This window comes from Ensifer sp. GW821-FHT05G01, assembly GCF_059419585.1.
The window spans coordinates 264,288-287,164 of the sequence record NZ_JBWKSC010000010.1 but is presented as its reverse complement, the minus strand read 5'-3'; the positions used below and the strand labels follow the sequence as shown (position 1 = coordinate 287,164).

Below are 22,877 nucleotides of genomic sequence, written 5' to 3'. Positions count from 1 at the left end.
ACGACCGCGAAATCCGCGTCCGGGTTGGTTTCGCGGATAATGCGCTCGACTTCGTCGCCGGTGCCGACCGGAACCGTCGATTTGGTCACGATCACGGTGAAGCCTTTGAGGTTGACGGCAATCTCGCGCGCTGCGGCATAGACGTAGGAGAGGTCCGCATGGCCGTCGCCGCGGCGCGATGGCGTACCGACGGCGATGAAGATCACGTCGCTGTCGGCAACCGCCGAAACGAGATCGGTGGTGAACGACAGGCGGCCGGACTGGACGTTGCTGGCGACGAGATGATCGAGGCCCGGTTCGAAGATCGGGATGCGCCCCTGCATCAAGGCGTCGATCTTGCTTTCGTCCTTGTCGAGACAGACCACGTCATGGCCGAAATCGGCAAAACACACACCCGATACAAGTCCGACATAGCCGGCGCCGATCATCGTGACTTTCATCTGCTCTTCCTTTTGTTGCGAGAGCTTCGCTTATGCAGAGTATTGGCGACGGCGGTCGTCGCCGATCGGCTCAGGCTTGGCGGGCCGGTGAGCCGGCCTTTTCAGGGCGACCGTAATATTCGTCATACCATGCCGCAAAGCGGGCGACGCCATCTTCCACCGAAATCGACGGTTTGAAATCGGTGAGCGCCTCCAGGAGATCCGGAGACGCATAAGTGCGCGGCACGTCGCCCTGCTGCATTGGCAGCAGGTTCCGCAGCGCCGGGCGGCCGACCGCCTTTTCGATGGTTTCGATGAAGGTCATCAGCTCGACCGGCTGGCCGCCACCGATGTTGACGACCCGGAACGGTGCCTGCAGCGACAGCGTGTCCGCAGCCTTTTCGGATGGCACCCGGTTTTCCTCGGCAGGAACGACATGGGAGAGCCGGAGAATGCCTTCGACCAGATCGTCGATATAGGTGAAGTCGCGGCTCATGCGGCCTTCGCCGTAGATGTCGATCGGCCTGTCGTTGTGGATGGCATCGATGAACTTGAACAGCGCCATGTCGGGCCGGCCCCACGGACCATAGACTGTGAAGAAACGGAAGGCCGTCGTCGGCACCTTGTAGAGATGGGCGTAGCTGTGCGCCATCAGCTCCATCGATTTCTTCGTCGCCGCATAGATCGTCATCGGCTCGTCGGCCCGGTCGGTTTCGGCGAACGGGATCTTTTCGTTGGCGCCGTAGATCGAAGAGGTGGAAGCCAGCATCAGGTGCTTGGGGCCGATTTCACGCGCCAGTTCCAGCATGTTCCAGGAGCCGATGAGGTTGGAATCCACATAGGCCTTGGGATTTTCCAGGCTGTAGCGGACACCCGCCTGGGCCGCCAGGTGGATGATGACCTCCGGCTCGGCAAGCTCTGCGGCGTGATCAAGCGCATCCCGGTCTTCCAGCATGCCGACGACCGCCTTGAAGCCGTTGGAGCGGGCGAGGATCGCATGCCGCTGCTCCTTGAGCGTCACGTCGTAATAGGGCGTCATTCCGTCGAAGCCGACGACGAAATGTCCCTCGTCGATCAGTCGCTTGGCAAGGTGGAAGCCGATGAAGCCGGCCGTGCCGGTGATGAGGTAGCGCAAGACGATATCCCCAGATTGCGTTGTCGCGCGTTCATACGAAGAAAGCTGGGCAATGGAAAGCCGAAACCGTCATTCCGGCGGGTGGTCGAGGCCTTGCTGCAGGGCGGAAAGGACGGACATCGCGTGGCCGGCATACTGGCTGATCCAGCGATGATGGATGGCCTGGATCGGCATGGCGTTGAGATGGTTCCAGCGCTCCCGGCCCTCACGCTGGACGATCACCAGCTCGGCCTCTTCGAGAACTTTCAGATGCTGCATGACGGTGCAGCGGTCCAGGTTTGAAAACCGCAGGCAGAGCATGCCGGTCGTCTGCGGCTCATCCTTGAGGGCATCGAGGATTTGCCGGCGAAAGCCGTTAGCGAGGGCCTTGAAAACAAGGTCGTCTTTCGATTCGGTTGACATGTTATGTTTTTATAACATATGCTGCACCAGCACAATGGGAGAAGAGGTCATGTCTTTCGAATTTCGGGTGAATGGACGTATCGATCGGCCCGTCGCCGAGGTTTTCGACGCTGTGGTCAATCCGGATCAGATCAGCAGATATTTCGTCACCCTTGGTGGGGTCAGCGGGCCCATGGTGCCCGGCACGACGGTCACCTGGTGGGGCAATGTGCCGATTGAGGTCGAGGCCGTCGAACCGCATGAGCGCATCGTTTTTCGTTGGGATGCGATGGTCGAGAAAGGGGAGGAGCCTTATCGCACCACGGTCGAGATGCGCTTCAAGCCGCTCGACGATGGTGCCACCATGGTGACGATCGCTGAGACCGGCTGGCGCGAAAATGCCCGTGGACAGAAGAGTTCCTACATGAACTGCGAAGGCTGGTCGCAGATGCTGGCCTGCATGAAGGCCTGGCTCGAATACGGCATCAACCTGCGTCAGGGCTACTACGTCAGCGAATTGTCCGGGCAGCCGGCGACCGAACCGCAGCTCTGAGGGAGATCGCCGTGACGATTACCGGTGGAATCAACATCGCTATGAAGGTGCCGTCGCATCAGTACGAGGCGGTCGTCGCCTTCTACCGCGACACGCTCGGCCTGGAGCCCTTCGATGAGAAGGCGCCGGCCAAGGGCTTTATCCTCGGCCCCAACAGGCTCTGGATCGACGAAGCGCCGAACTACAGCCAGGCGGAAGTATGGCTCGAACTCTTCACCGATGACCATGAGGCAGCACTCGGCAGGCTTGCCGAAAAAGGTGTGGTGCGCTGTGACGTAGTCGAGGATCTTGGCGAGGGTTTTCGCGGCGGCTGGATCATGAACCCCGCCAACATCGTGCACATGGTGCGGACGCCGGACGCCTGGTAGGCGTCCGGCGACGGGTTTAGTACATCAGCGGTTCGCCGGCATTTGCCGGCGTCGACATCGGGGCGAGCATCTCGTTCACCGGCGCTTGTGCCTGCAGGACGACGACGCGCGAATCCCTCGGGACGCGGTTGTAGAGGTCGATGATATCTGGGTTGAAGAGCCGGATGCAGCCGCTCGACACGGCCTTTCCGATCGACCAGGCCTCGGTGGTGCCGTGGATACGGAACAGGGTGTCGCGGTCGCCCTGGAACAGATAGAGCGCGCGCGGTCCAAGCGGGTTGCGCACGCCGGGCTCCATGCCGCCGGCAAGCGGACCGTAACGTTCCGGTTCGCGTGCCACCATGCTGGAGGTCGGCGTCCAGCGCGGCCATTCGGCCTTGCGCCCAATGCGAGCTTCGCCTTCGAATTCGAGGCCGGCCTTGCCGACGCCGATGCCGTAGCGCATCGCCATGCCGCCATCCTGGACCAGGTAGAGGAAGCGGTTTTGCGTGTCGATCACGATCGTGCCGGGCGGTTCATGGGTGGCGTAGGCGACCTGCTGGCGCAGGTAGCGCGTGTCGACCTTGCTGATGTCGATGGCGTCGAGCGGAAACTTTTCGTCGGGCTTCGGTCCGTACATCGCGACATAGTAGGGATCGGGTCCCTTCGGCTTCGCCGGTCCGCCGCTGGTCACGCAGCCCGCGAGCGTGGATGTGGCAAGAAGAAGGGCGAAGAGCTGCGCCAAGCGGCCGGCGCTGTTCCGGGACACACACATAATCGGGTCAATATTCCTGCTGATTGCATTTCGGGAAGGAGCGGACGTTGCCGCCGTGCATTGCCGTTCTAACGTCGAACATGGCCTCGGGGAGGCGCGAGTATGGCGAAATCGAGGCAATCAACGAGTGTAGCCGAAAGGCGACAGTGCGGGTGCAGCTTGAAAGCGTTTCGTCGCGCCCCTGCACCGGCATCATCGCTTGATCCGCTTTCCATCGCGGGTGTATGCCTTTTTCATGCAATGGAGCGATCAGGCCATCATTCTCGGGATCCGGCGGCACGGCGAAAGCTCTGCCATCGCCGAAGTCATGACGGCGTCCCGAGGTCGGCATCTGGGCATGGTGCGCTCCGGCCGTTCGCGGGCCATGCAGCCTGTGCTTCAGCCGGGAAATACCGTCGAATTGACCTGGCGAGCGCGGCTCGACGAGCACATGGGCGAGTTTCGCATCGAGCCGCTCGAGCTTCGGGCCGCAAGGCTGATGGAGACGGCGACCTCCGTCTACGGCATCCAGGCGCTTGGCGCGCTTCTGCGCCTGCTGCCGGAGCGCGATCCCCATCCTCATCTCTACGAGGCGCTCGCCGTCATCGTCGATTACCTCGAAGATCCGGCTGACGCCGGCGAACTCTTCGTGCGCTTCGAGCTCGCCGTCCTGAACGACCTCGGCTTCGGGCTCGATCTGACAGAGTGCGTGGCGACCGGAGCGCGCGACGATCTCGCCTATGTGTCGCCGAAGTCGGGGCGGGCGGTCTGCCGCGCGGCGGGCATGCCCTATGCCGACCGAATGTTGGTGCTGCCGGAGTTTCTCGCCGTCGAGGCACGAAGTGCGGCCGACTATGACAGTCTTGCTGCAGCCTTTCGCCTGACGGCCTTCTTTCTCAATCGCCATGTCTACGAACCGCGCGGCCTCAAGGTTTCGTCCGCGCGCGATGGTTTCGTCAACGCCGCGCTGAAGGCCTTGAAGCCTTCGTCGTCCGCCGCGTGAGCAAGGAGTACTTAATGTTCCACGAGCTCTTCCCCGGCATGCCCGTTTCCGGCATCGGCGTTTTGCCGTTGGATCGCGTTGCCCGCGATGGCGGCCTCAAGGTCATGCAGGATCTCTTGAAGGGCGACCTGCCGGCGCCGCCGATGTCGGCCACGCTCAAGTTCGGCCTGACTGAGGTCGAAGACGGTCGGGTGGTCTTCAAGGGGCTGCCGACCGAGGAACACCTGAACCCGCTCGGCACCGTGCATGGCGGCTGGACGGCGACGGTGATGGATTCGGCGCTTGGATGCGCGGTGTTCACGACCTTGAAGCCCGGTGAGGGCTACACCACCGTCGAATTCAAGGTGAACCTGGTTCGCCCCCTGCTGCCCGGCATGGGCGAGGTTTTCTGCGAGGGCAAAATCGTCCACCGCGGCCGGACCATCGCCACGTCGGAGGCCTGGCTGCGCGACGCCGGCGGCAAGCTCTTGGCCCACGGTACGGAAACCTGCGCGATCTTCCCCATCGACAATTTGCGCCGATAACGGCGGACCGTCGCCAGCCCGATTTTGATGTTGCACTGACCGTTGGTTGACCGCGCTCGCCTTCGAAGGCGCGTGCAGAATTTAAACATTTGCGCGAAGAGATCGAAGCTCTCAACCGTCTATGCCTTTGGCGGCCGCGCAAAAATCTGTATGGTCACGGTCGGCCTGCGAATGTAGCCGCCAGGGGAAAACATGATTGAACTGATTGCCTTAGTCGCATTTGCTCTGGCGCTCTCCGCCTTCTTGAACGGTCGTAAGACAAGGGAACGGTTGGACAGCGAAGTCGCAGCGCTCAAGAAAGAGATCGCACGGCTGGGCGCGACGCCGGGCCTTATGCCAGCGGCAGACGACATCGCTTCGGAGCAGGCGGCCGCGGGTGCCGAACGCTCCGCCGAGGCAGCGATCGACGATGACGAAGGTGTCGAAACGCTCTCGGCGAGCGCCCGCGAAGGGGCGAGGATCTTCGGTAACGCCGAATCGGCTGCGGTCGAAACCGCGCCCGACGAAGGCCTGTCGGCGAGCGTCGAGGCAACCACCGTCGACGGGACAACAACTCGGCAGGTCGAAAGCCTCGAAAGCCGTCTCGGCGCACGCTGGGCCGTCTGGGTCGGCGGCATAGCGCTGGCGCTTGGCGGCGTCTTCATGGTCAAATATTCGATCGATGCAGGTCTCTTAAGCCCGGCCGTCCGGCTGACGCTCGCAGCCCTTTTCGGCCTGCTTCTGGCCGGTGCCGGCGAGGTTATTCGCCGTCGCGCCGTACCCGTCATCGCCAACGAATTCCAGAATGCGATGATCCCGGGCATTCTGACGGCCGCAGGTGCCGTCACGCTCTTCGGTGTCGCCTACGCGGCCTATGAGATCTATGGCTATATCGGCACGACGACTGCCTTCGTGTTGCTGGCAATGATTTCGCTTGGCACCGTCGGCCTGTCGCTGTTGCACGGGCAGGCGCTGGCCGGCCTTGGCTTGCTGGCGTCACTGATCACACCGTTGCTGGTGTCGAGTGACGCGCCACGCCCGTGGGTGCTTTTCGGCTTCCTGTCGGTCGTCTGGCTGGCGACGCTGCTAGCGTCGCGGCTGCGGCGCTGGATGGTGGTGTCGACGCTTGCCAATGTCGGCATTGGGCTCTGGGGGCTCGCCTATGTCACCGCCGTCTCGCCCTTCGAGGCGATTCCGGTCGCCTTCGCGCTGCTGGTGATGCTCCTGGGTGTTGGCTTCGTCTGGCCGGGTGCCGCGGAAACAGACATGGACGCGCTCGCCGCGCCGTTGCCGGAGGTGACGAACCGCCCGGTTTCGGTTGCGGGCCCCTGGGAGAAGCTGTTCACGCCGGCCTATGCCGCGATCAGTGTGTCCGCCGCCATCGTCGCCACCGTGCTGGCGCTGATCTTCATCAGCCCGGCTGTCGGTGCTGTCAGCTATCCCGTCAAGGAGTTCGTCATCGTCATCGCAGCCCTGGCAGCGCTCGGGGCATGGCGGGCAAATGCCGTCTATCCGGCCCTGCTGTCTGCTCTCGGCGCCATCGCCGGCATCGGCACTCTGACGGCGCTGAGCGGCGTGCTTGCTTATCTCGATCCTTCGCTCGCAGGCATTGCGCCCGAGATCGTCCTGCCGAGCCGGACCGCAACGCTGACCGCGCTGCTGCTGGCAACGCTGTTCGTGTTGTGCGGCGCGTTCGTGCTTTCCCGCCGCCTGCGTGAACACCCGCAGTTTGCCATCCTCTGGGCCGGCATTGCCGCGGCCGTGCCCGTCGCGCTCACGACGATGTCGTTCCTGATGACGGGCAACTACGCCTTCGACCTGCCGCACGGCCTTTACGCGCTCGTCGTCGGTGGCGGCCTGGTGGCCTTTGCCGACTGGCTCTATCGCCGCAACAGTGAGACGGAAGGTCTAGATATCGCTGCAAGCCTTCTCGTCGGCGGTTCCTTCGCGCTGTTAGTCATTGCGCTGCATGCCTGGACGGACGGCCTGGCCACCACCCTGGCGATCGCTTTGCTTGGGACCGCCTATGCCGGCGCGACCCGCGTTCGCAACTGGCCGATCCTGCCCTGGATGACAGGAGCAGCCGCAATCGTCGTCCTCGGCCGCATCGCCTGGGAGCCGACGATTGTCGGCGCTGAAAACCTCGGCACCACGCCGGTCTTCAATGCGCTGTTGCCGGGCTATGCCATTCCGGCACTGTTGCTCGTCGCCTCCGCCTATCTCGTTCGCTCCTGGCCGGATGTGCGGGTGCGCAACCTGCTGCAGGCGCTGGCGAGCCTCTTCGTGCTGTTGACGCTGGCGATCCTCGTTCGCCATGCCATGAACGGCGGCGTGCTCGACAGCGCCGTGCCGACGCTCGGCGAGCAGTCGATCTACACATTGCTGGCGATCGGTGCCTCCGGCGTGTTCATGACGCTCGACATGAAATCGCCAAGTCCTGTCTTCCGCTATGGCGGCATGGGGCTCGGGGTGCTCTCGATGCTCTCGGTTCTCTCCGCCCATCTCTTCGGGCTCAACCCCTATTTCAGCGGCGAGCTGCTCGGACGCATTCCGTTCTTCGATCTGCTGCTGATCGGCTATCTCTTGCCCGGTATCGGCTATGCCGCTCTCGCCTGGTACGCCCGCGACAAGCGCCCGCTGCCTTATGTGATGGCGCTCGCCGTCAGCGGCGCGATCCTTGCCTTCGCCTGGGCGACACTTTCGGTCCGTCGCCTCTGGCAGGGCGAAAACGTCGTCGACTGGAAAGGCTTCCTGCAGGGTGAGACCTACACCTATTCGGTCGTCTGGCTGCTGCTCGGCGTCGCTCTGCTGGTGCTCGGTTCGCGCTTCAATGCCAAGAGCATTCGCATCGCCTCGGCCGTGCTCGTCTTCATCGCCGTGCTGAAGGTCTTCCTGATCGACATGTCCAATCTCGAAGGTTTCCTGCGCGCGCTTTCGTTCATCGGGCTCGGTGGCGTCCTGATCGGCATCGGCCTGTTCTATCAGAAGATCCTGTCGGGCGTCGGCGTGACGCAGCAGCCTTCCGCCGCGCCGACACAGCCGCAATAGGAAATGGACATGACCCGAAGTTCAGCCTTGGCTGCGGCGTTCGCGCCGCATGCCGACCTCGCCGCCGTTTTGCTGCCGCATGCCTTTGTTGCAGACGACGGTTCGCACGATGCATCCCACCTGATCCGCGTCTGGAAGAATGCCGCGCGGATCCATGCGGAGGAGGGCGGCGCTGAACGCGTGCTTGCCGCAGCCGTTTTGCTGCACGACTGCGTTTCGGTGGAGAAGAATTCACCGCATCGCATGCAGGCCTCGAGGCTGGCGGCGGAAAAGGCAACTGACATCCTGCGCAATCTCGATTGGTCGGCGGAAGACATCGTGTCGGTCGCCCATGCGATCCTCACCCACAGCTTTTCCGCCAACGTCGCGCCCGAGACGATCGAGGCGAAGATCTTGCAGGACGCCGACCGGCTTGATGCGATCGGCATGGTCGGTGCCGCCCGCTGCTTCTACATCGCCGGACGCATGGGCAGCGGCCTCTACGACCCGCTCGACCCCTTGGCCGAGGACCGCGAGCTCGACGACAAGGCCTTCGCCATCGACCATTTCGAGACCAAGCTGTTCAAGCTCGCCGACGGATTCCAGACGGCTGCCGGCCGCAGGCTGGCGCTTGAGCGCCAGCAGCGGCTGCGCGATGTGCTTGCCATGATGCTGGATGAAATCTAAGTCTTTCAACCCATTGCTGCCGTCCGGTGAATCAGATCTCGAACGGCCTGAATCAATTTCTGAACGGGGAGCGTTTTCGATGAAGGTGACCGGACTGAACATTCATCCGCTGAAGAGCGGCCGGGCGATCCCGCTTGAGACGGTCACCGTCAACCTCGACGGTTTCGAGGGTGACCGTCGTTTCATGCTCGTGGAGCCGGACGGGCGCTTCATCACCCAGCGCGAACTGCAGACGCTCGCGCAGGTCGAGGCACACCACATCGATGGCGGCGTGCATTTGAAGATGGGTGATAGGGCGCTCTCTGTCCGGTTCGATCCGGACCAGCGGCTCGGCGTTCGCGTGTGGGCCAGCGACGTCGACGCGGCGGTGGCCGACGATGCCGCAAACGAGACCCTGTCGACCTGGTTCGGCCGGCCCGTCAAGCTTGCCCAGATGGATGCCTCGGCGGAACGCTTCGTCGGTGAGGAGTGGGCCGGCACCGCAGCCCCCGTCGGGTTTGCCGACGGCTTTCCTATCCTGATCACCACGACCGGCTCGCTTGCGGATCTCAACAGGACGCTCACGCAAAAGGGGCAGGAGCCCGTCGGCATGGACCGTTTCCGCACGAACATCCTGCTCGATTGCGACGAGGCCTGGGACGAGGATTTCTGGGAGAGCCTGGAGATCGGCGGCATCCGCTTCGATTTCGTCAAGCCCTGCGCCCGCTGCATCATGACCACCCAGGATCAGATCACCGGCGAGCGCATCGGCGGTAATCCGATCCAGGGGCTGGCGGAAAAGCGCATGTCTGCCGACCGCCGCGTCGCCGGCGTGCTGTTCGGCTGGAACGTCGTGCCGCGCGGCGAGGGCGTCTTGAAGCTCGGCGACGAGGCCCGCATTGTCGGCCGGCGCGCCGAACGCTGGCCGATGAAAGTACGCGCCTCCGCTTGAGATGCGGAAGCGCCCCGTGGCGTCCGCCTCAGAACCAGGGCGTGACACCGAGCAGTTTTGCTCCGAGGTCCGAGAGGTTGGCGGGCGTCGCATTGTGTTTTTCCCATTCGCGCGGGTCGCCCGGAAAGGCGTCGCGCTTCGGATGGTCGAGCTCACGCCAGAGCCGCATGCGTTCTTCGCGTTCGGCCCTGTTGTCCCACTCGGCCGGGTGCATGGAGATGTACTGCGCCATGCGCACTCTTCCATCGGAATGGTTGGGCCGCACGCCATGGGCAAGCAGACTGTTGAAGATCATCAGGTCGCCGGCCTCCATCTCGATGTTGACGGTCGACAGGCCTGACATGTCGGGGTGCATCGGGTCCCTGTCGGCGGGTTGTGTCTTTTCCCAGGCCTCGAAATTCTCGAACAGCGCGGGCACGCACTGAAAACCACCGACGTCGCCATCCTGCTTTTTCAGGCTGAGCACGCCCTGGACACCGATCGGCAAGGGCCGGATCGAGGTGTCGACGTCCCAGTGGATGAATCCGTTGGGATTGCCTTTGACCTTCTTCGGCGGGTTGAGATTGGCCCGGTCGATCGTCACCCAAAGGTCTTCGCGATCCCAGATGTCGACGAAGGCGCCGTAGACGCGCGGCTCCTGGCGATTGTCCCAGAGATACTGGTGATTGTAGATCTCCAGCATGCCGGTGCCGTTGAGTTCCTTCATCTTATGCTCGCGGCGCTGCGGCGCGTACCAGGTTGAAGGGTCGGTGGGATCCTTGTCGTCGAAGCGCCAGAGCAGGTCGACGAGCCGCTCGACATTGGCGGCCGGGACGGCCTGCCGGACGATGACGTATCCCCTGGTGATCCAGTGCTGCCAGTCTTCCTCCGAAAGCACGCGCAAGGGCAGGCGCTTCTTGATCTCCTTCAGCTGAGTGTCGGCGACGGTGGTGGGATGGCTATCTCTGAGCATGCGCATGGGCTCCTCTCATCTGCGTCTGTCTGTCGATGCAGAAAGATTAGGCGTTCCGTACCGGGGTATGTTGCCCTTCAAAGGCAAAGTTTGATACTAATCTGGCGTCATCGAGAGGTTTGGCGCAATATGAAGGCCGTTCTACAGAAGATTGCCCGACCGACGGACGCATCATCGATCCTGCTCGACCGTCGGCTCGACGATTGCATTCCGTTTCAATGGCATCACCATCCGGAGTTCGAGCTGACCCTGACGCTGAATTCGCGCGGCCAGCGTTTCGTCGGCGATCACATCGGGACCTATGATGACGGTGATCTCGTGCTGGTCGGGTCGAACCTGCCGCACACCTGGCTTTCTTCATCCAAGGTCGATGAAGCGGCGCCGCATGTGGCGCTGGTGCTCTGGTTTCATCCCGAGTGGGTGGAGCGGATGCAGGACGGTTTCGTCGAGCTCGGCCCCGTGAGGGCGATGTTCGATCGCTCGGCGCCCGGGCTGAAGTTCTCGCAAGATGCCGCGCGTCGCATCCGGCCTTTGTTCGAGCGGCTGCGCACGCTGGCGCCGGAAGAGCGGTTGCCCGACGTTCTTGCCTTGCTGACCATCCTTGCGCGAGACGAACACGCAGCCCCCTTGTCGAACCGGGTCGTCGCACCTTCGGGGCGAGCCGTCGATCGTGGTCGGCTCGATCGCGTGCTCGACCATATCCATCTGAACTATGCCGAAAACCCTTCGATGGACGAGCTTGCGGACATTGCGGCCCTCAGCCTCTCGGGCCTGCATCGCCTGTTCCTGCGCCATCTCGACATGCCGATCTCGGAGTATCTGATGCGGCTCAGGATCGGCGAGGCCTGTGCATTGCTGTCTGGAACCGGAAAGTCCGTTGCCCATGTAGCGGAGATGGTCGGCTATCGCTCGATCGCCAATTTCAACCGCCAGTTCAAGGCGCAGAAGGCTATGACCCCACGGCAGTTTCGCGAGAAGTTCCAGGCAAACAGATGAAGGTTTCCGGGGCCATCAATTCCGGTGATCGCGCCGTCAATTTAATTGGCTTTTATCTATTTTTGCGCCCGCGTAGGATCTTGGCTCGTCATCAGGAGAAGACCTATGTCCGCTATTTCGGGAGCATCCGTGCCGTCGAGCGTCCGCCAGGAAATGCCCTGGCTGATCATCGCCGCCGGCTCGATCGTCGCGATGCTCACCTTCGGTCCGCGCTCGGCAATGGGTTTCTTTCAACTGCCGATGCTGGCCGATACCGGGTGGGACCGTACGACCTTCGGTCTCGCCATGGCATTGCAGAACCTGTGCTGGGGCGTCAGCCAGCCGTTCTTCGGCGCAATCGCCGACAAGTTCGGCACCTGGCGTGTGTTGACCATGTCCGGGCTTCTCTATGCTTCGGGTCTCATCATCATGGCCCACGCCGATGCGCCGATCTGGTTGCACATCGGTGGCGGCGTGCTGATCGGCATGGCCGTCGGCTCCGGCTCGTTCGGCGTTCTGCTTTCCGCCTTCGCCCGCAACGTCACGCCGCATCAGCGCTCCATGGCGTTCGGCATCTGCACGGCGGCGGGCTCGGCCGGCATGTTCCTGTTCGCGCCTCTCAGTCAGGGGCTGATCTCCGCCTACGGCTGGTCTGACAGCCTTATCTATCTCGGCGTATTGATGCTGCTCGTGCCGCTCTTTGCCATTCCGTTGCGTGGAAATTCGTCCTCTGGCATCCAATCCGAAGCGCAGTACAAGCAGTCGATCGGCGAGGCGTTGAAGGAGGCGCTGGGACATAAGAGCTACGTCCTGCTGGTCTCGGGCTTCTTCGTCTGCGGCTATCAGGTGGCGTTCATCACCGCGCATTTTCCCGCCTATATCGGCGACATCGGTATCGATGCCCGTTATGCGGTGATCGCGCTGGCACTGATCGGCTTCTTCAACATCATCGGTTCGCTGTCTGCCGGCTTCATTGGTCAGCGCTACTCCAAGCCTTATTTCCTGGCGTGGATCTACATCGCCCGCTCGGTCGCCGTCACAGCATTTCTGCTGCTGCCGCAATCGCCGGCCTCGGTCATCGTCTTTGCGATCGTCATGGGCCTGCTCTGGCTTTCGACCGTGCCGCCGACGAACGCGCTTGTCGCCATCATGTTCGGTACGCGCCATCTCGGGCTGCTTGGCGGCATCGTATTTCTCTCGCACCAGGTCGGCTCGTTCTTGGGCGTGTGGATGGGCGGATACCTCTATGACCACTTCGGTTCCTATGATCCTGTGTGGTGGCTGGGTGTGGCGCTCGGCCTGTTTGCCGCCGTCGTTCATTGGCCAATCGAGGAAAAGGCCGTTGCCCGGCCGGCCGTGGCCTGAAGAAAACCGTGAACGCAACGTCGCGAAATGCGACGTTGCGTTCTTGAAATCTGTCACAAAACTTTCTAAATCAACCCATGCGGCTTTGCCGCTTTTGTTTTGGTTCAATTATGCTCAGTTTGAGCATAATTGAAGAGCCGCCCGAGAGAGGGGCGGAGAGGAGACTTCGATGACGCAGCTCGATTCCCGTACGCAAGGCGTGGCGAACCCGGTTTTTGTAAGCGCCGCCCAGCGCTTCGGCATCATCGAACGACCTGAGCTTGCTTTCACGCCGGCGGTCGCACGCGAGACGGAGCACCTCTACGACAAGGTGAAAGACTTCATTCCGGCCATCGAGTGGCCCGTTTATGCGCCCTACGTTCACGCCATCAACCGGCTGAAGAAGGAGCGCAACGCCGTCATCCTCGCCCACAATTACCAGACGCCGGATATCTTCCATTGCGTCGCCGATATCGTCGGCGATTCGCTGCAGCTTGCCCGCGACGCCGCCAAGGTCGATGCCGAGATCATCATCCAGTGCGGCGTTCACTTCATGGCCGAGACCTCGAAGCTGTTGAGCCCGGAAAAGACGGTGCTGATCCCGGACGGCAAGGCTGGCTGCTCGCTGTCGGAATCGATCACCGGGGCCGACGTGCGCTTGCTGAAGCAGCGCTACCCCGGCGTTCCCGTCGTCACCTATGTCAACACCTCTGCCGACGTGAAGGCCGAAACCGATATCTGCTGCACCTCGTCGAACGTGCTTGCGGTCGTCGAGAGCTTCGCCTCGGACACGGTGCTGTGCATCCCGGACGAATATCTGGCGATGAACGTCGCCCGCCAGACCAACAAGAAGATCCTCACCTGGAAGGGCCACTGTGAGGTGCACGAGCGCTTCACCGCCGCCGAATTGCTGGCCTACAAGGAGGCCAATCCGGGCATCGAGATCATCGGCCATCCCGAGTGCCACCCGGATGTGATTGCCGTGTGCGATTTCGCCGGCTCGACATCTGGCATGATCAACTACGTCAAGGACAACCGCCCGTCGAAGGTCCTGCTCGTCACCGAATGCTCGATGGCGTCGAACATCCAGGCTGAGATCGAGGGGGTCGAGTTCATCAAGCCGTGCAACCTCTGTCCGCACATGAAGCGCATCACGCTGCCGAAGATCCTCGACAGCCTGCTGACCATGACGGAAGAGGTTCTGGTCGATCCCTCGATCGCCGACCGGGCGCGCCTTGCGGTCGAGCGCATGGTCAACCTCAAGCAATAACACCTGGCGGGCGAAAGGCCCGGCATACAAGCATGCGCTGGAGGAGAGCCGCACCATGCTGAGAGATCATTTCCGCCCGCAGTCCTTCAACGGGATTGACGACATCGTCATCGTCGGCGGTGGCCTTGCAGGCCTGTTCTGTGCGCTGAAGCTCAGCCCGCGGCCGGTGACCATTCTTGCTGCCGCACCCATCGGCCATGGCGCCTCGTCGGCCTGGGCGCAAGGGGGTATCGCCGCGGCGATGAGCCCCGGCGACACCTTCGAAAAACACGTCGCCGACACGCTGACCGCGGGTGCCGGCATCGTCGACGAGAAGATGACGCGCATGATGGTGGCCGAAGGCCCGGCGCGTATACACGACCTGCTCGAATATGGCGTTCCCTTCGACCGCGATCTCGAGGGCAAGCTGATCCTGTCGCGGGAGGCGGCCCATTCGGAGCGCCGCATCGTTCGCGTCAAGGGCGACATGGCCGGCAAGGCGATCATGGAAGCGCTGATCACGGCGGTGCGCAACACGCCCTCGATCCGGGTCATCGAAGGCTACGTGGTCGAAGAGCTGGTGCGCGAGGGCCGCTTCATCTCCGGCGTCATCGCGAGGCCCGATGCCGGTCAGTCGAAGAAGCGCGTTTCGTTCCCGGCGCGCGCCGTGGTTCTCTGCTCCGGCGGCATCGGCCATCTCTATGCGGTGACGACCAACCCGTGGGAAGCCTGCGGTCAGGGTCTCGGCATGGCGGCGAGGGCAGGAGCAATCATTGCCGATCCCGAATTCGTCCAGTTTCACCCGACGGCCATCAACATCGGCAAGGACCCGGCGCCGCTTGCGACCGAAGCCTTGCGTGGCGACGGCGCCCATCTCATCAATTCGGCCGGGCACCGCTTCATGCTCGACATTCACCCGGATGGCGAGCTCGCCCCGCGCGACATCGTCTCGCGCGGCGTCTTCGCCGAGGTTCAGGCCGGACGCGGTGCGTTTCTCGATTGCACCAAGGCGGTCGGAAAACATTTCCCGGATATGTTCCCGACGGTCTATGCCTCCTGCATCGGTGCCGGCATCGACCCGGTGACACAACCGATTCCGGTCGTTCCGGCGGTGCATTATCATATGGGCGGAGTTCTGACGGATGCCGAAGGCCGCACCTCGATCGACGGTCTTTGGGCGGCCGGCGAAGTGACGTCCACGGGCGTGCACGGCGCCAACAGGCTCGCCTCAAATTCTCTGCTGGAGGCCGTGGTCTTCGCGGCGCGCATCGCCGAAAACATCAAGGGTACCCTGCCGACGCCGCAGCTGACCCAATGGGGCGACAACGCCGGCGAGAACGACGATCCCGTCACGGTGGAAGACAGCCCGCAGCTCACCGTCCTGCGCAGCCTGATGAGTGACTGCGTCGGAGTCGTCAGGACGCGCGAGAGCCTGCTGCGGGCGATCCGCCAGATCTCGGCGCTCGAGCGCGACAATGCCCGCATGCGCTTCACCAACATCCTGACCACGGCCAAGCTGATTGCCGTCGGCGCGCTTCGGCGCACCGAGAGCCGTGGCGGCCATTACCGCGCCGATTGCCCTTCGGAGCAGCCGGAGTGGCGCCGCCGCACCTACCTGACGCTGGCCGAGGCGAACCGCCTGGCGGCCGAGGTCGCGGAAACCGAAACGGCCTGACCATGACGACGTCATGGCCGCGGCCTTGAGAAGACAGACAGGGAATAACGACCAGATGACCGCAGCCCTTCGCCCCGAACTGCCCGCCCTGATGGTCGAGGAGCAGGTCCGTGCCGCCTTACTCGAAGATCTCGGCCGCGCCGGCGACATCACGACGCTGTCGACCATCGGGCCGGAACTGATGGCAACGGCCGGAATGAATTCGCGGGATCCAGGCGTGATCGCCGGGCTCGAACTGGCACGCACGGCGTTCCGTCTCATTGACCCCGCCATCGGCTTCGACGCTCTGGTTGCCGACGGTGACCGCGTGACACCGGGAACGGCGATTGCCCGGATCTCCGGCCGCGCCCGCGGGCTTCTTTCAGCCGAACGCGTCGGCTTGAACTTCCTCATGCATCTCTCGGGCATTGCCACCTACACGGCGAAATTTGCCGACGAGATTGCCCATACGCGCGCAAAGGTCTGCTGCACGCGCAAGACCATTCCCGGCTTGCGTGCTTTGGAGAAATACGCCGTTCGCCTCGGCGGCGGCTCCAACCATCGCTACGGCCTCGACGATGCGGTGCTGATCAAGGACAACCACATCGCCGTCTCCGGCGGCGTTGCCGGTGCCGTTCACGCGGCTCGCGCCTACTGTGGTCATCTGGTCAAGATCGAGATCGAGGTTGATGGCCTCGACCAGATGCGTGAGGCTTTGACGGCGGCACCTGACGTCATCCTGCTCGACAATATGGGGCCGGATCGCCTGCGCGAAGCCGTGGCCATCAATGCCGCCCATTGGCAGCTTGGCGGCGACGCCTATGCCGCCGATCCCAGGCGCACGCGCCTCGAAGCTTCGGGCAACGTCAAGATCGACACTGTCCGTGCCATCGCCGAGACAGGCGTCGACTATATCTCGACCTCCAAGATCACCATGGCGGCACCGACGCTCGACATCGGTCTCGACGTTGCGATCAAGCGCTGAAGTTCCGCAGCAAAGGTTGAAGCGCCACGCGCAAATCGATGAATCGACTCCGGTTTAAGGCGTTCTCCAGCGATTGCCCGAACCGCCAGAACAGGTGCTAGCGTTGCTGGATGAAGGGGCAAACGACGCGCTGGTCGATGGTGATCTCCGTGCCGCAGTCATAGCGGCAGATCTTGAATTGCCCTCGCATGTCCTGGCCGTTGAGATTGCAAATCGTCACCCCGGGTAGGCCGCCGCCCATCGGGTTGTTCCTGAAATAGTCGGGGATCGCCTTGTTACCCTGCGGGTTCGGCACGACAGGCTGGTCCGAACGGTTGTTGAAATAGTCGGGCACCGCATTGCCCCCCTGCGGGTTCGGCAGGATAGGCTGATCGGTCAGGAGACTGGTGAGCAGCGCAAGCGCAAGCAACATTTACTCTTCCTTGGCCGGCAGGGCCGACGCTTCATCTAAGTGAAGGAATATAGCACTCACCGGCCGAAGTGTTAGATGCGGCCCGCATTTAACGCTGCAACTGCCATTTCATCGCCAGCAAGACTGCACGGCCGCTTCCCGAATGCTATGCGGACGACGAGCGGCCACCCACCTTGAGGCCGGGGGCTGGTCTCTCGTCGAGAATCTGGCGCCGGAAGCGGAAGAGGGCCGCCGGCCTTCCGCCGGTCGATGCCAGCGTCATGCCGGTCGGCTCGACCAGTTCTGCGCCTTCGACCAAGCGCCGGAAATTCTGCTTGTGGAGGTGCCGGCCGGAAATAGCCTCCACAGTCGCCTGCAGATCGGTAAGCGTGAATTCGGGCGGCATCAATTCGAAGATGACAGGCCGGTATTTGATCTTGCCGCGCAGGCGGGCAATCGCGGTTGCGACGATACGGCGGTGGTCGTGGCGCATCGCCTGCCCGGCGACAGCGCCGTCCTGCTCCCGGCTCCGGCCGTCGATCGCTGCCTCGCGCACGAGACCCGCCTCGTAGAGCAGTTCGTAGCGCTCGAGCACGCGCTCCTCGTCCCAGGGGAAATCGCCGAGGCCGAAGGCAAGACGGATGCGCGCGCGTCGCTGGGTGCTCGGGGCCATGCGATCGTCATCGGATGGGCCAAGCTCCCACCGCGACAGCGCCGGCAAGATCATCTGGTCGAGGATCGGGGGGCGGCCCTGTCGCCAGTCTTCCCACGGGAGATAGCCGTACCAGTCGCGCCAATGCGCTCCCGCCTCGGCCAGCCGCTCGGTGTTCTCGGTATCGGTCTGCGTCAGGGCGAGATAGCCGACCGAGACCATGTGCTTGCCTTCTTCGCCGGGCAGCCGTTGCCGTCCGCGATCGCCGAAGGTGTAGAGCTGTTCGATGTAACCGAGTTTGAGCGCCGTGCGCTTTTCCACCCGGTCGCGCAGACTGGTCTCGAAGGTGCGGTGACGGGCAGGATCGAAGGGGCCGAAAGGCAGGCTGTCGTGCGCGTCACCGTCCGCCTCGTTGATGGCCAGGATGCGCGGGCTGCGATTGACGACGGCGACGATGGCCGCGTTGAGACCGATTTCGACCGTGACTGCCTGCATCTCAGTCGCCAACATTGGCTCCCTCGGCAACAAGTGGCAGCACGAAGGGGACATTGCCGTCCGTATCCGCGCCGCGACCGATCGAACGTACGGCAGCGACCAACCGCCCGCCGCGCGACAGAACGGCGTCACCGATTTCGACCAATCGCGTGTTCGGCGTCGCATAGGGCGAGACAAGCCGCAGCTTCTCGACCAGGTCCTGGTCGTCCAGCTCGGGCTCGACGGCAAGCGCGGCGATAAGGGCGGCGGCCGGCGATCTCGAAACCCCCATCCAGCAATGAACGAGCATCGGGCGCGTGCGGTCCCAGCCTTTGGCGAAGGCGATGATCTGCTGGACGTGCTCCTCCTGCGGCGCGATGAGCCCGCCGGTGCCGGCAAAGCTGATATCGTTCATCCCGAGCGTCAGGTGCCGCGCCTTGGAGATCACGGCCGGACGGTGGAAATCTTGCCCCTTGGCAACGAGGCTCAGCATTTCGGTGCAACCGTGACGGACAGCCATCTCGGCGATGCGTGCAAGCGGCGATACGACGATCCGGGGCATCTCAGGCACTCACCTTGGCTGTAGCACGTTCCGCTTCGAGGGTGGCGAAACGCTCGGTAAACAGGCGCTGGGCCTCGATGGCCGGCAAAGGGTCGATCAGCAGGCCGTCGCGGGTGATGCCGCGCGGCTGCCCGAAGAACTTTCGTGCTTCTTCCGTCGAAAAGCCGGCAAGCAGGGTGGCTTCGAAATAGGCGGCGACATGGTCTGCCTTCTTGATCCGGTCCTTGAGCTCCTTCGAGCAATGGGCCGGAAGCCCGAAGCGCAAATGGATGGCGCTTTCCAGTCGGCTCTCGACCAGCTTGTAGCCGCCGCCGACCACGGCCTTGAACGGAGAGATCATGTCGCCGATGACATATTCCGGCGCGTCGTGCAGCAATGCGAACAGGCAGTCGTCGGCGTTGCACTTGTAGCTGCGCCGAAAGATGTCCTCGACGACGAGGCTGTGCTGGGCGACCGAGAAGGCATGGTCGCCGGCCGTCTGTCCGTTCCAGCGGGCAACGCGGGCAAGACCATGAGCGATGTCGCTGATCTCGACATCAAGCGGCGACGGGTCGAGCAGATCGAGCCGCCTGCCGGAAAGCATACGCTGCCAGGCGCGCGTCGAGGTCATGCGCTTGCCTCGTCGGCGGTGGTGGGAAAGGAAAGTCCGGTCCATTCCGGCAGCGTCAAGGTGACCGACACGTCGCCCGCCAGCAGCTCAACCCCGTTGGCCATCGCTTCGCCTGCCTTGTCGATGCGCACGATCGCGAGCGCTGATGCACCGCGCACCGTGCCGAGCGTGCCGATCGACTTGCCTTCAGCCGTGATCGCCGTGCCGCTTGGCGGAAGCGTTGACGCGCCGGCGACGATCACCACGCGGCGGCGCGGCGTGCCGCGATGCTGCATGCGCGAAACCACTTCCTGGCCGACATAGCAGCCCTTGCGGAAGGAGAGCGCGCCGTTCTTGTCCATCAGCACATCGTGTGGGAAGGCGTCCTGCAGCGCGTAATCGGGGCCGGAAACGGCAATGCCGGAGACGATCCGGAGTTGATCGAGGTCGCCAGCGGACGTTGCGTCCGTCTCGGCCTCGCCGTAGGAGCGAAACACCGCGGCACCCGCCTTCTCGAAGCGGTGGTCGCGGTAACCGCCGGCCTGCGGCTCGTCAAAGGCAATGATGGTGGGCGTCGCCGTGTCGAGCGACAGGGTCACCGCCGAACGCAGCTTGTACATGGTCAGCCTCTTCAACAGCGCCTCGGCCTGGTCGGCCGCGGTTTCCAGTCTGAAGCCGTCGCCATCGCGGGAAATCATGAAGTCGAACAGGATCTTGCCCTGCGGCGTCAAAAGCGCGCCGGGTCTGGCCTCATCGCCGGTGAGGGCATCGAGATCGGTGGTGATCAACCCCTGGAGAAGATCTTCCGCATCCTTGCCGGCAACGGAGACAATCGCGCGGTCGTCGAGGCGAACTCTGGGCATGGCTCGAATCCTGTTCACATTGCCGAACAGGTAGGATGTTCAGGGATGAACGGCAAGCGTGTCACCGGCGCTTAAAGCGCTTCATCTTTAAACGGACGCGATTCTGCTGGCTCAAAACGGTCGTTCCGCACGAAGGATGGCGCAGAGCGATGCGGATCCATCGGGCAAGTCATCCGGCCCTTTGGGTCGGCCGCTTTCAGCCGACCCAAAGGGCCGGATGAATTTCGGCAGAACGCTTCTGTTTAGACATGAAGCGCCCTAGTCGCCGGCGATGAAAAATTTCCACTTCCCGTCGGGCATGATGCCGACCCGGTAGAAGTTGTAGCTGCCGAATTCTTCCATGTCGGCAAAATCGCCCGCCGTCACCAGGCGGAAGAGATCGACTTTTTCCGGAGCTGTCAGCGACGCGAGCGGCTTTTCGGCGAAGTAGGGCCAGACATAGGCTTCCTGCGGCGTGCCCTTGTCGACCTGGACGAAGCCCGTCGAAAGCACGTCGAGCAGGATTGCCAGGATCTCGACGCCGTCCTGGTCGCCGGACAGGCTTTTGAGGATGGCGATCGGGTCTTCATCAGCGCTGACGCCGGTAACCTGAGTCTGAGTCGGGCCCTTGCCGAGAAGCGGACGCAATCGCTCGATATCGCCGGAAGCCGCCGCCTCGACGATCAGCTCGCGCATGCGCGCCACGGGCGCCGGGATCTTGGAAACGTCGCTCAGGACTTCGATCGGCTCGACCGTCTTTGGCTCTTCAACGGCCTCATCTTCCTTGGTGATCGTCACCGTTTTTTTGATCAGCGGGTCCGGCATCGGAATTTCGAGCGGGAGCTTTTCTTCCTGATCCGGTTCTTCCTCAACAGGCTCGGCCGGCGGAGGGGCGGTGTTCTGGTCGCTCGCGACGGCCTTGGGTTCGTCCTGCAGTTCGCTGAGCGCAAACGCAGGCGCCGTCATCACCGGAGCGCAAAATGCGACACCGGCCAGAAGCAGCGTAACAAGGCGAACCGGAAAGGTCCGGTTGGCATGGTTCCGGCTCATAGGGGCAGTCCTGATAATTACTGAAGCGAGCGTTGGGGCGAAAATTCACCGGCGAGCATGCGCTCGCGAAGCGAATTGAGCATCGCTTCCGCACCGTCTTCACCATGAAGCCGAACGGTTTCCCGCATGGCTAGAGCGATGGCCGCATCGGCGATGATCTCTGGCTCGATGCCATCAGCCATGCCGTCCGCCCAGGCTTCGTTCTGGTGTTCCAGCGCTGCCTGCATTTTCTCGTGGACGATCATGTCATCGATGTCGGTCAGGCTTGGTTCCATCATTCGTTCCATGCGACTTCCATTGCTGCAAGTGGCTCACTTTAACGTCGTTCCGCTGAACCTCAACTGAACGACCGTGACCCGGTTGTCACTTCTTACCACTCTCTTAACGAAATTAGCAGCCTTTTCCCGAAACGACACGGGGTCGTGAGAAAAGAGGTTAATTTATTGCTAATTTCCAAAGCGGGCGACGATTTCTGACGCAAGTGTTGCTCCTTCGGCACGATATCGCTGTTCGGCGACGATCGCCGGCTGTGTGCAAGTCGTGTAAACAGAGGCAAAGGTACGATACCCGCGGTTGAAGGCGGCGGTCATCCTCTCGCGCCTTTTGGCCTCATTGACCGTTTCCTTGTCGATCAAAGCCTGCATCGAGCGCCGCCAGACGTCTTCAGGCTCCTTGACGCAGAGATTGCGCAAATAGTGGACCGATCCAAGGACCTCGGCGAGGCGAATCAGCCGTTGGTCGTAGGGAGTCGGTTTTTCTTCGACGACAACGGGTGCGGGTGCTTGCACCTGCGCCTTGTCCTGCGGCGGTGCCGCCGTTTTCTGCGCGGCAGTGGCCGTGGCCGTGGCGAGCACGAGGGTCGTCACGGTCAGGCGGATGATCGTAGGGCCGAATGTCATCATCCCATCAAGTCCGAATCGACGGCTGTTTCAAGGCGCACGCCAGTCTTTGCGTTTGTCACGGCGTCGGCCACCAGTTTTTCCACGCATTCGCGAACGCTGTCAGGGATGGGAAGCGCGAAGATCTCGTCCGGCGTGAACCAGCCAAGCCCGGCCGCGTCGTCGCTTGCGATCGCGACCGCGGTTGCGTCCGCCTGCGCTCTGAAGACGGAGAGGAAGAAATGGCGTCCCTCCGATTCCTTGCCCGGCAGGTCGTAAGTTTCGAAAAGGGCGGGATTGCAGGCGCGAATGCCGGTCTCTTCCAGCAATTCGCGCAAGGCCGTCTCTTCCGGCGTTTCACCCGGCTCGGCGCGGCCGCCCGGAAACGCGTACATGTCAGCCGAAGGCGGATTGGCACGTCGCACCAAGAGGTAACGGCCATCGCGTTCGAGAATGACGGAGGAGGCGAGTTCGGGTGACTTCGGCATGATGGAATCAATTTCGATCGGTATTGTTGACCCATCCTACGTGAAGTGCCAC

The 22,877-nt window shown here is 62.8% G+C and carries 25 protein-coding genes and 1 pseudogene; 12 read left to right on the top strand and 14 right to left on the bottom strand.

Translation table 11 applies throughout. From position 1 onward, the window contains the following. The 3 genes and pseudogenes from AC07UR_RS23780 to AC07UR_RS23770 all read right to left on the bottom strand — a co-directional run. Window positions 1-440: pseudogene (locus tag AC07UR_RS23780) on the bottom strand (UDP-glucose 6-dehydrogenase); the annotation flags it as partial. A 70-nt stretch (window positions 441-510) separates the two neighbouring features. After that, window positions 511-1,554, bottom strand: coding sequence for an NAD-dependent epimerase (locus AC07UR_RS23775; RefSeq protein WP_173419514.1), 1,044 nt, complete (start codon window positions 1,552-1,554; stop codon window positions 511-513). 69 nt (window positions 1,555-1,623) lie between these two features. Then, window positions 1,624-1,956 (bottom strand): ArsR/SmtB family transcription factor, encoded by a 333-nt coding sequence (locus AC07UR_RS23770; protein WP_209791144.1) that lies wholly within the window; start codon window positions 1,954-1,956, stop codon window positions 1,624-1,626. Between the two features lie 49 nt (window positions 1,957-2,005). On the opposite strand from AC07UR_RS23770, the gene AC07UR_RS23765 reads away from it, so the two are divergent. Both AC07UR_RS23765 and AC07UR_RS23760 read left to right on the top strand, forming a co-directional pair. Next, on the top strand, window positions 2,006-2,488 hold the full coding sequence (locus AC07UR_RS23765) for an SRPBCC domain-containing protein (RefSeq protein WP_173419516.1): 483 nt from the start codon (window positions 2,006-2,008) through the stop codon (window positions 2,486-2,488). 41 nt (window positions 2,489-2,529) lie between these two features. Beyond that, entirely contained in the window at window positions 2,530-2,856 is a 327-nt protein-coding gene (locus AC07UR_RS23760) for a VOC family protein (RefSeq protein ID WP_210264452.1), read from the top strand. A gap of 16 nt (window positions 2,857-2,872) precedes the next feature. Here the strand turns inward: AC07UR_RS23760 and AC07UR_RS23755 are convergent, their stop codons facing one another. Further along, window positions 2,873-3,610, bottom strand: coding sequence for a L,D-transpeptidase (locus AC07UR_RS23755; RefSeq protein WP_176351934.1), 738 nt, complete (start codon window positions 3,608-3,610; stop codon window positions 2,873-2,875). Between the two features lie 235 nt (window positions 3,611-3,845). Here AC07UR_RS23755 and recO point away from each other — a divergent pair, with 235 nt between their 5' ends. From recO to AC07UR_RS23730, 5 genes are all read left to right on the top strand, one after another. Then, on the top strand, window positions 3,846-4,592 hold the full coding sequence (recO, locus tag AC07UR_RS23750) for a DNA repair protein RecO (RefSeq protein WP_209791145.1): 747 nt from the start codon (window positions 3,846-3,848) through the stop codon (window positions 4,590-4,592). A 14-nt stretch (window positions 4,593-4,606) separates the two neighbouring features. Continuing rightward, window positions 4,607-5,116 (top strand): PaaI family thioesterase, encoded by a 510-nt coding sequence (locus AC07UR_RS23745; protein WP_209791146.1) that lies wholly within the window; start codon window positions 4,607-4,609, stop codon window positions 5,114-5,116. 192 nt (window positions 5,117-5,308) lie between these two features. Further along, complete coding sequence (locus AC07UR_RS23740) at window positions 5,309-8,143, top strand: DUF2339 domain-containing protein (protein WP_209791147.1); 2,835 nt, start codon at window positions 5,309-5,311, stop codon at window positions 8,141-8,143. 9 nt (window positions 8,144-8,152) lie between these two features. After that, the gene (locus tag AC07UR_RS23735; protein WP_209791148.1) at window positions 8,153-8,809 is read left to right on the top strand and encodes an HD domain-containing protein; all 657 of its coding nucleotides are present in this window, start codon (window positions 8,153-8,155) and stop codon (window positions 8,807-8,809) included. 79 nt (window positions 8,810-8,888) lie between these two features. After that, entirely contained in the window at window positions 8,889-9,740 is an 852-nt protein-coding gene (locus AC07UR_RS23730) for an MOSC domain-containing protein (RefSeq protein ID WP_209791149.1), read from the top strand. 28 nt (window positions 9,741-9,768) lie between these two features. Here the strand turns inward: AC07UR_RS23730 and AC07UR_RS23725 are convergent, their stop codons facing one another. Further along, window positions 9,769-10,692: a phytanoyl-CoA dioxygenase family protein gene (locus AC07UR_RS23725; protein ID WP_173419523.1), complete on the bottom strand. Its 924-nt coding sequence runs from the start codon at window positions 10,690-10,692 to the stop codon at window positions 9,769-9,771. Between the two features lie 129 nt (window positions 10,693-10,821). Between AC07UR_RS23725 and AC07UR_RS23720 the strand changes: the two genes are divergently transcribed. From AC07UR_RS23720 to nadC, 5 genes are all read left to right on the top strand, one after another. Beyond that, window positions 10,822-11,688, top strand: a complete 867-nt coding sequence (locus AC07UR_RS23720) for a helix-turn-helix domain-containing protein (RefSeq protein ID WP_209791150.1) — start codon at window positions 10,822-10,824, stop codon at window positions 11,686-11,688. Window positions 11,689-11,793: 105 nt separating this feature from the next. Further along, window positions 11,794-13,032 carry an MFS transporter gene (locus AC07UR_RS23715; protein WP_209791151.1) on the top strand — a complete coding sequence of 413 codons (1,239 nt, stop codon included), beginning with the start codon at window positions 11,794-11,796 and terminating at the stop codon, window positions 13,030-13,032. Window positions 13,033-13,201: 169 nt separating this feature from the next. Beyond that, the gene (gene nadA / locus AC07UR_RS23710) at window positions 13,202-14,281 is read left to right on the top strand and encodes a quinolinate synthase NadA (RefSeq protein ID WP_173419526.1); all 1,080 of its coding nucleotides are present in this window, start codon (window positions 13,202-13,204) and stop codon (window positions 14,279-14,281) included. Between the two features lie 55 nt (window positions 14,282-14,336). Beyond that, entirely contained in the window at window positions 14,337-15,935 is a 1,599-nt protein-coding gene (locus AC07UR_RS23705) for an L-aspartate oxidase (protein WP_209791152.1), read from the top strand. 55 nt (window positions 15,936-15,990) lie between these two features. After that, complete coding sequence (gene nadC, locus AC07UR_RS23700) at window positions 15,991-16,899, top strand: carboxylating nicotinate-nucleotide diphosphorylase (RefSeq protein WP_209791153.1); 909 nt, start codon at window positions 15,991-15,993, stop codon at window positions 16,897-16,899. A gap of 97 nt (window positions 16,900-16,996) precedes the next feature. On the opposite strand, the gene AC07UR_RS23695 is transcribed toward nadC, so the two are convergent. From AC07UR_RS23695 to AC07UR_RS23655, 9 genes are all read right to left on the bottom strand, one after another. Continuing rightward, a complete protein-coding gene (locus AC07UR_RS23695) occupies window positions 16,997-17,311 on the bottom strand; it encodes a hypothetical protein (protein ID WP_173419529.1) in 315 nt (104 codons plus the stop codon). Window positions 17,312-17,456: 145 nt separating this feature from the next. Further along, the gene (locus tag AC07UR_RS23690; protein WP_173419530.1) at window positions 17,457-18,452 is read right to left on the bottom strand and encodes an NUDIX hydrolase; all 996 of its coding nucleotides are present in this window, start codon (window positions 18,450-18,452) and stop codon (window positions 17,457-17,459) included. Next, window positions 18,439-18,978 (bottom strand): tyrosine phosphatase family protein, encoded by a 540-nt coding sequence (locus AC07UR_RS23685; protein ID WP_173419531.1) that lies wholly within the window; start codon window positions 18,976-18,978, stop codon window positions 18,439-18,441. The genes AC07UR_RS23690 and AC07UR_RS23685 overlap by 14 nt, the downstream gene beginning before the upstream one ends. Before the next feature lies 1 nt (window position 18,979). Beyond that, on the bottom strand, window positions 18,980-19,588 hold the full coding sequence (locus AC07UR_RS23680; RefSeq protein ID WP_173419532.1) for an HD domain-containing protein: 609 nt from the start codon (window positions 19,586-19,588) through the stop codon (window positions 18,980-18,982). Further along, a complete protein-coding gene (gene ygfZ, locus AC07UR_RS23675) occupies window positions 19,585-20,430 on the bottom strand; it encodes a CAF17-like 4Fe-4S cluster assembly/insertion protein YgfZ (protein WP_209791154.1) in 846 nt (281 codons plus the stop codon). Before ygfZ ends, AC07UR_RS23680 begins: the two co-directional genes overlap by 4 nt. A gap of 258 nt (window positions 20,431-20,688) precedes the next feature. Continuing rightward, window positions 20,689-21,459 carry a hypothetical protein gene (locus AC07UR_RS23670; protein ID WP_209791155.1) on the bottom strand — a complete coding sequence of 257 codons (771 nt, stop codon included), beginning with the start codon at window positions 21,457-21,459 and terminating at the stop codon, window positions 20,689-20,691. Window positions 21,460-21,476: 17 nt separating this feature from the next. After that, window positions 21,477-21,746, bottom strand: coding sequence for a hypothetical protein (locus AC07UR_RS23665; RefSeq protein WP_115420638.1), 270 nt, complete (start codon window positions 21,744-21,746; stop codon window positions 21,477-21,479). A gap of 159 nt (window positions 21,747-21,905) precedes the next feature. After that, a complete protein-coding gene (locus AC07UR_RS23660) occupies window positions 21,906-22,358 on the bottom strand; it encodes a TIGR02301 family protein (protein ID WP_209791156.1) in 453 nt (150 codons plus the stop codon). Continuing rightward, a complete protein-coding gene (locus AC07UR_RS23655) occupies window positions 22,358-22,828 on the bottom strand; it encodes an NUDIX hydrolase (RefSeq protein ID WP_173420995.1) in 471 nt (156 codons plus the stop codon). Before AC07UR_RS23655 ends, AC07UR_RS23660 begins: the two co-directional genes overlap by 1 nt. Window positions 22,829-22,877 lie beyond the last annotated feature (49 nt).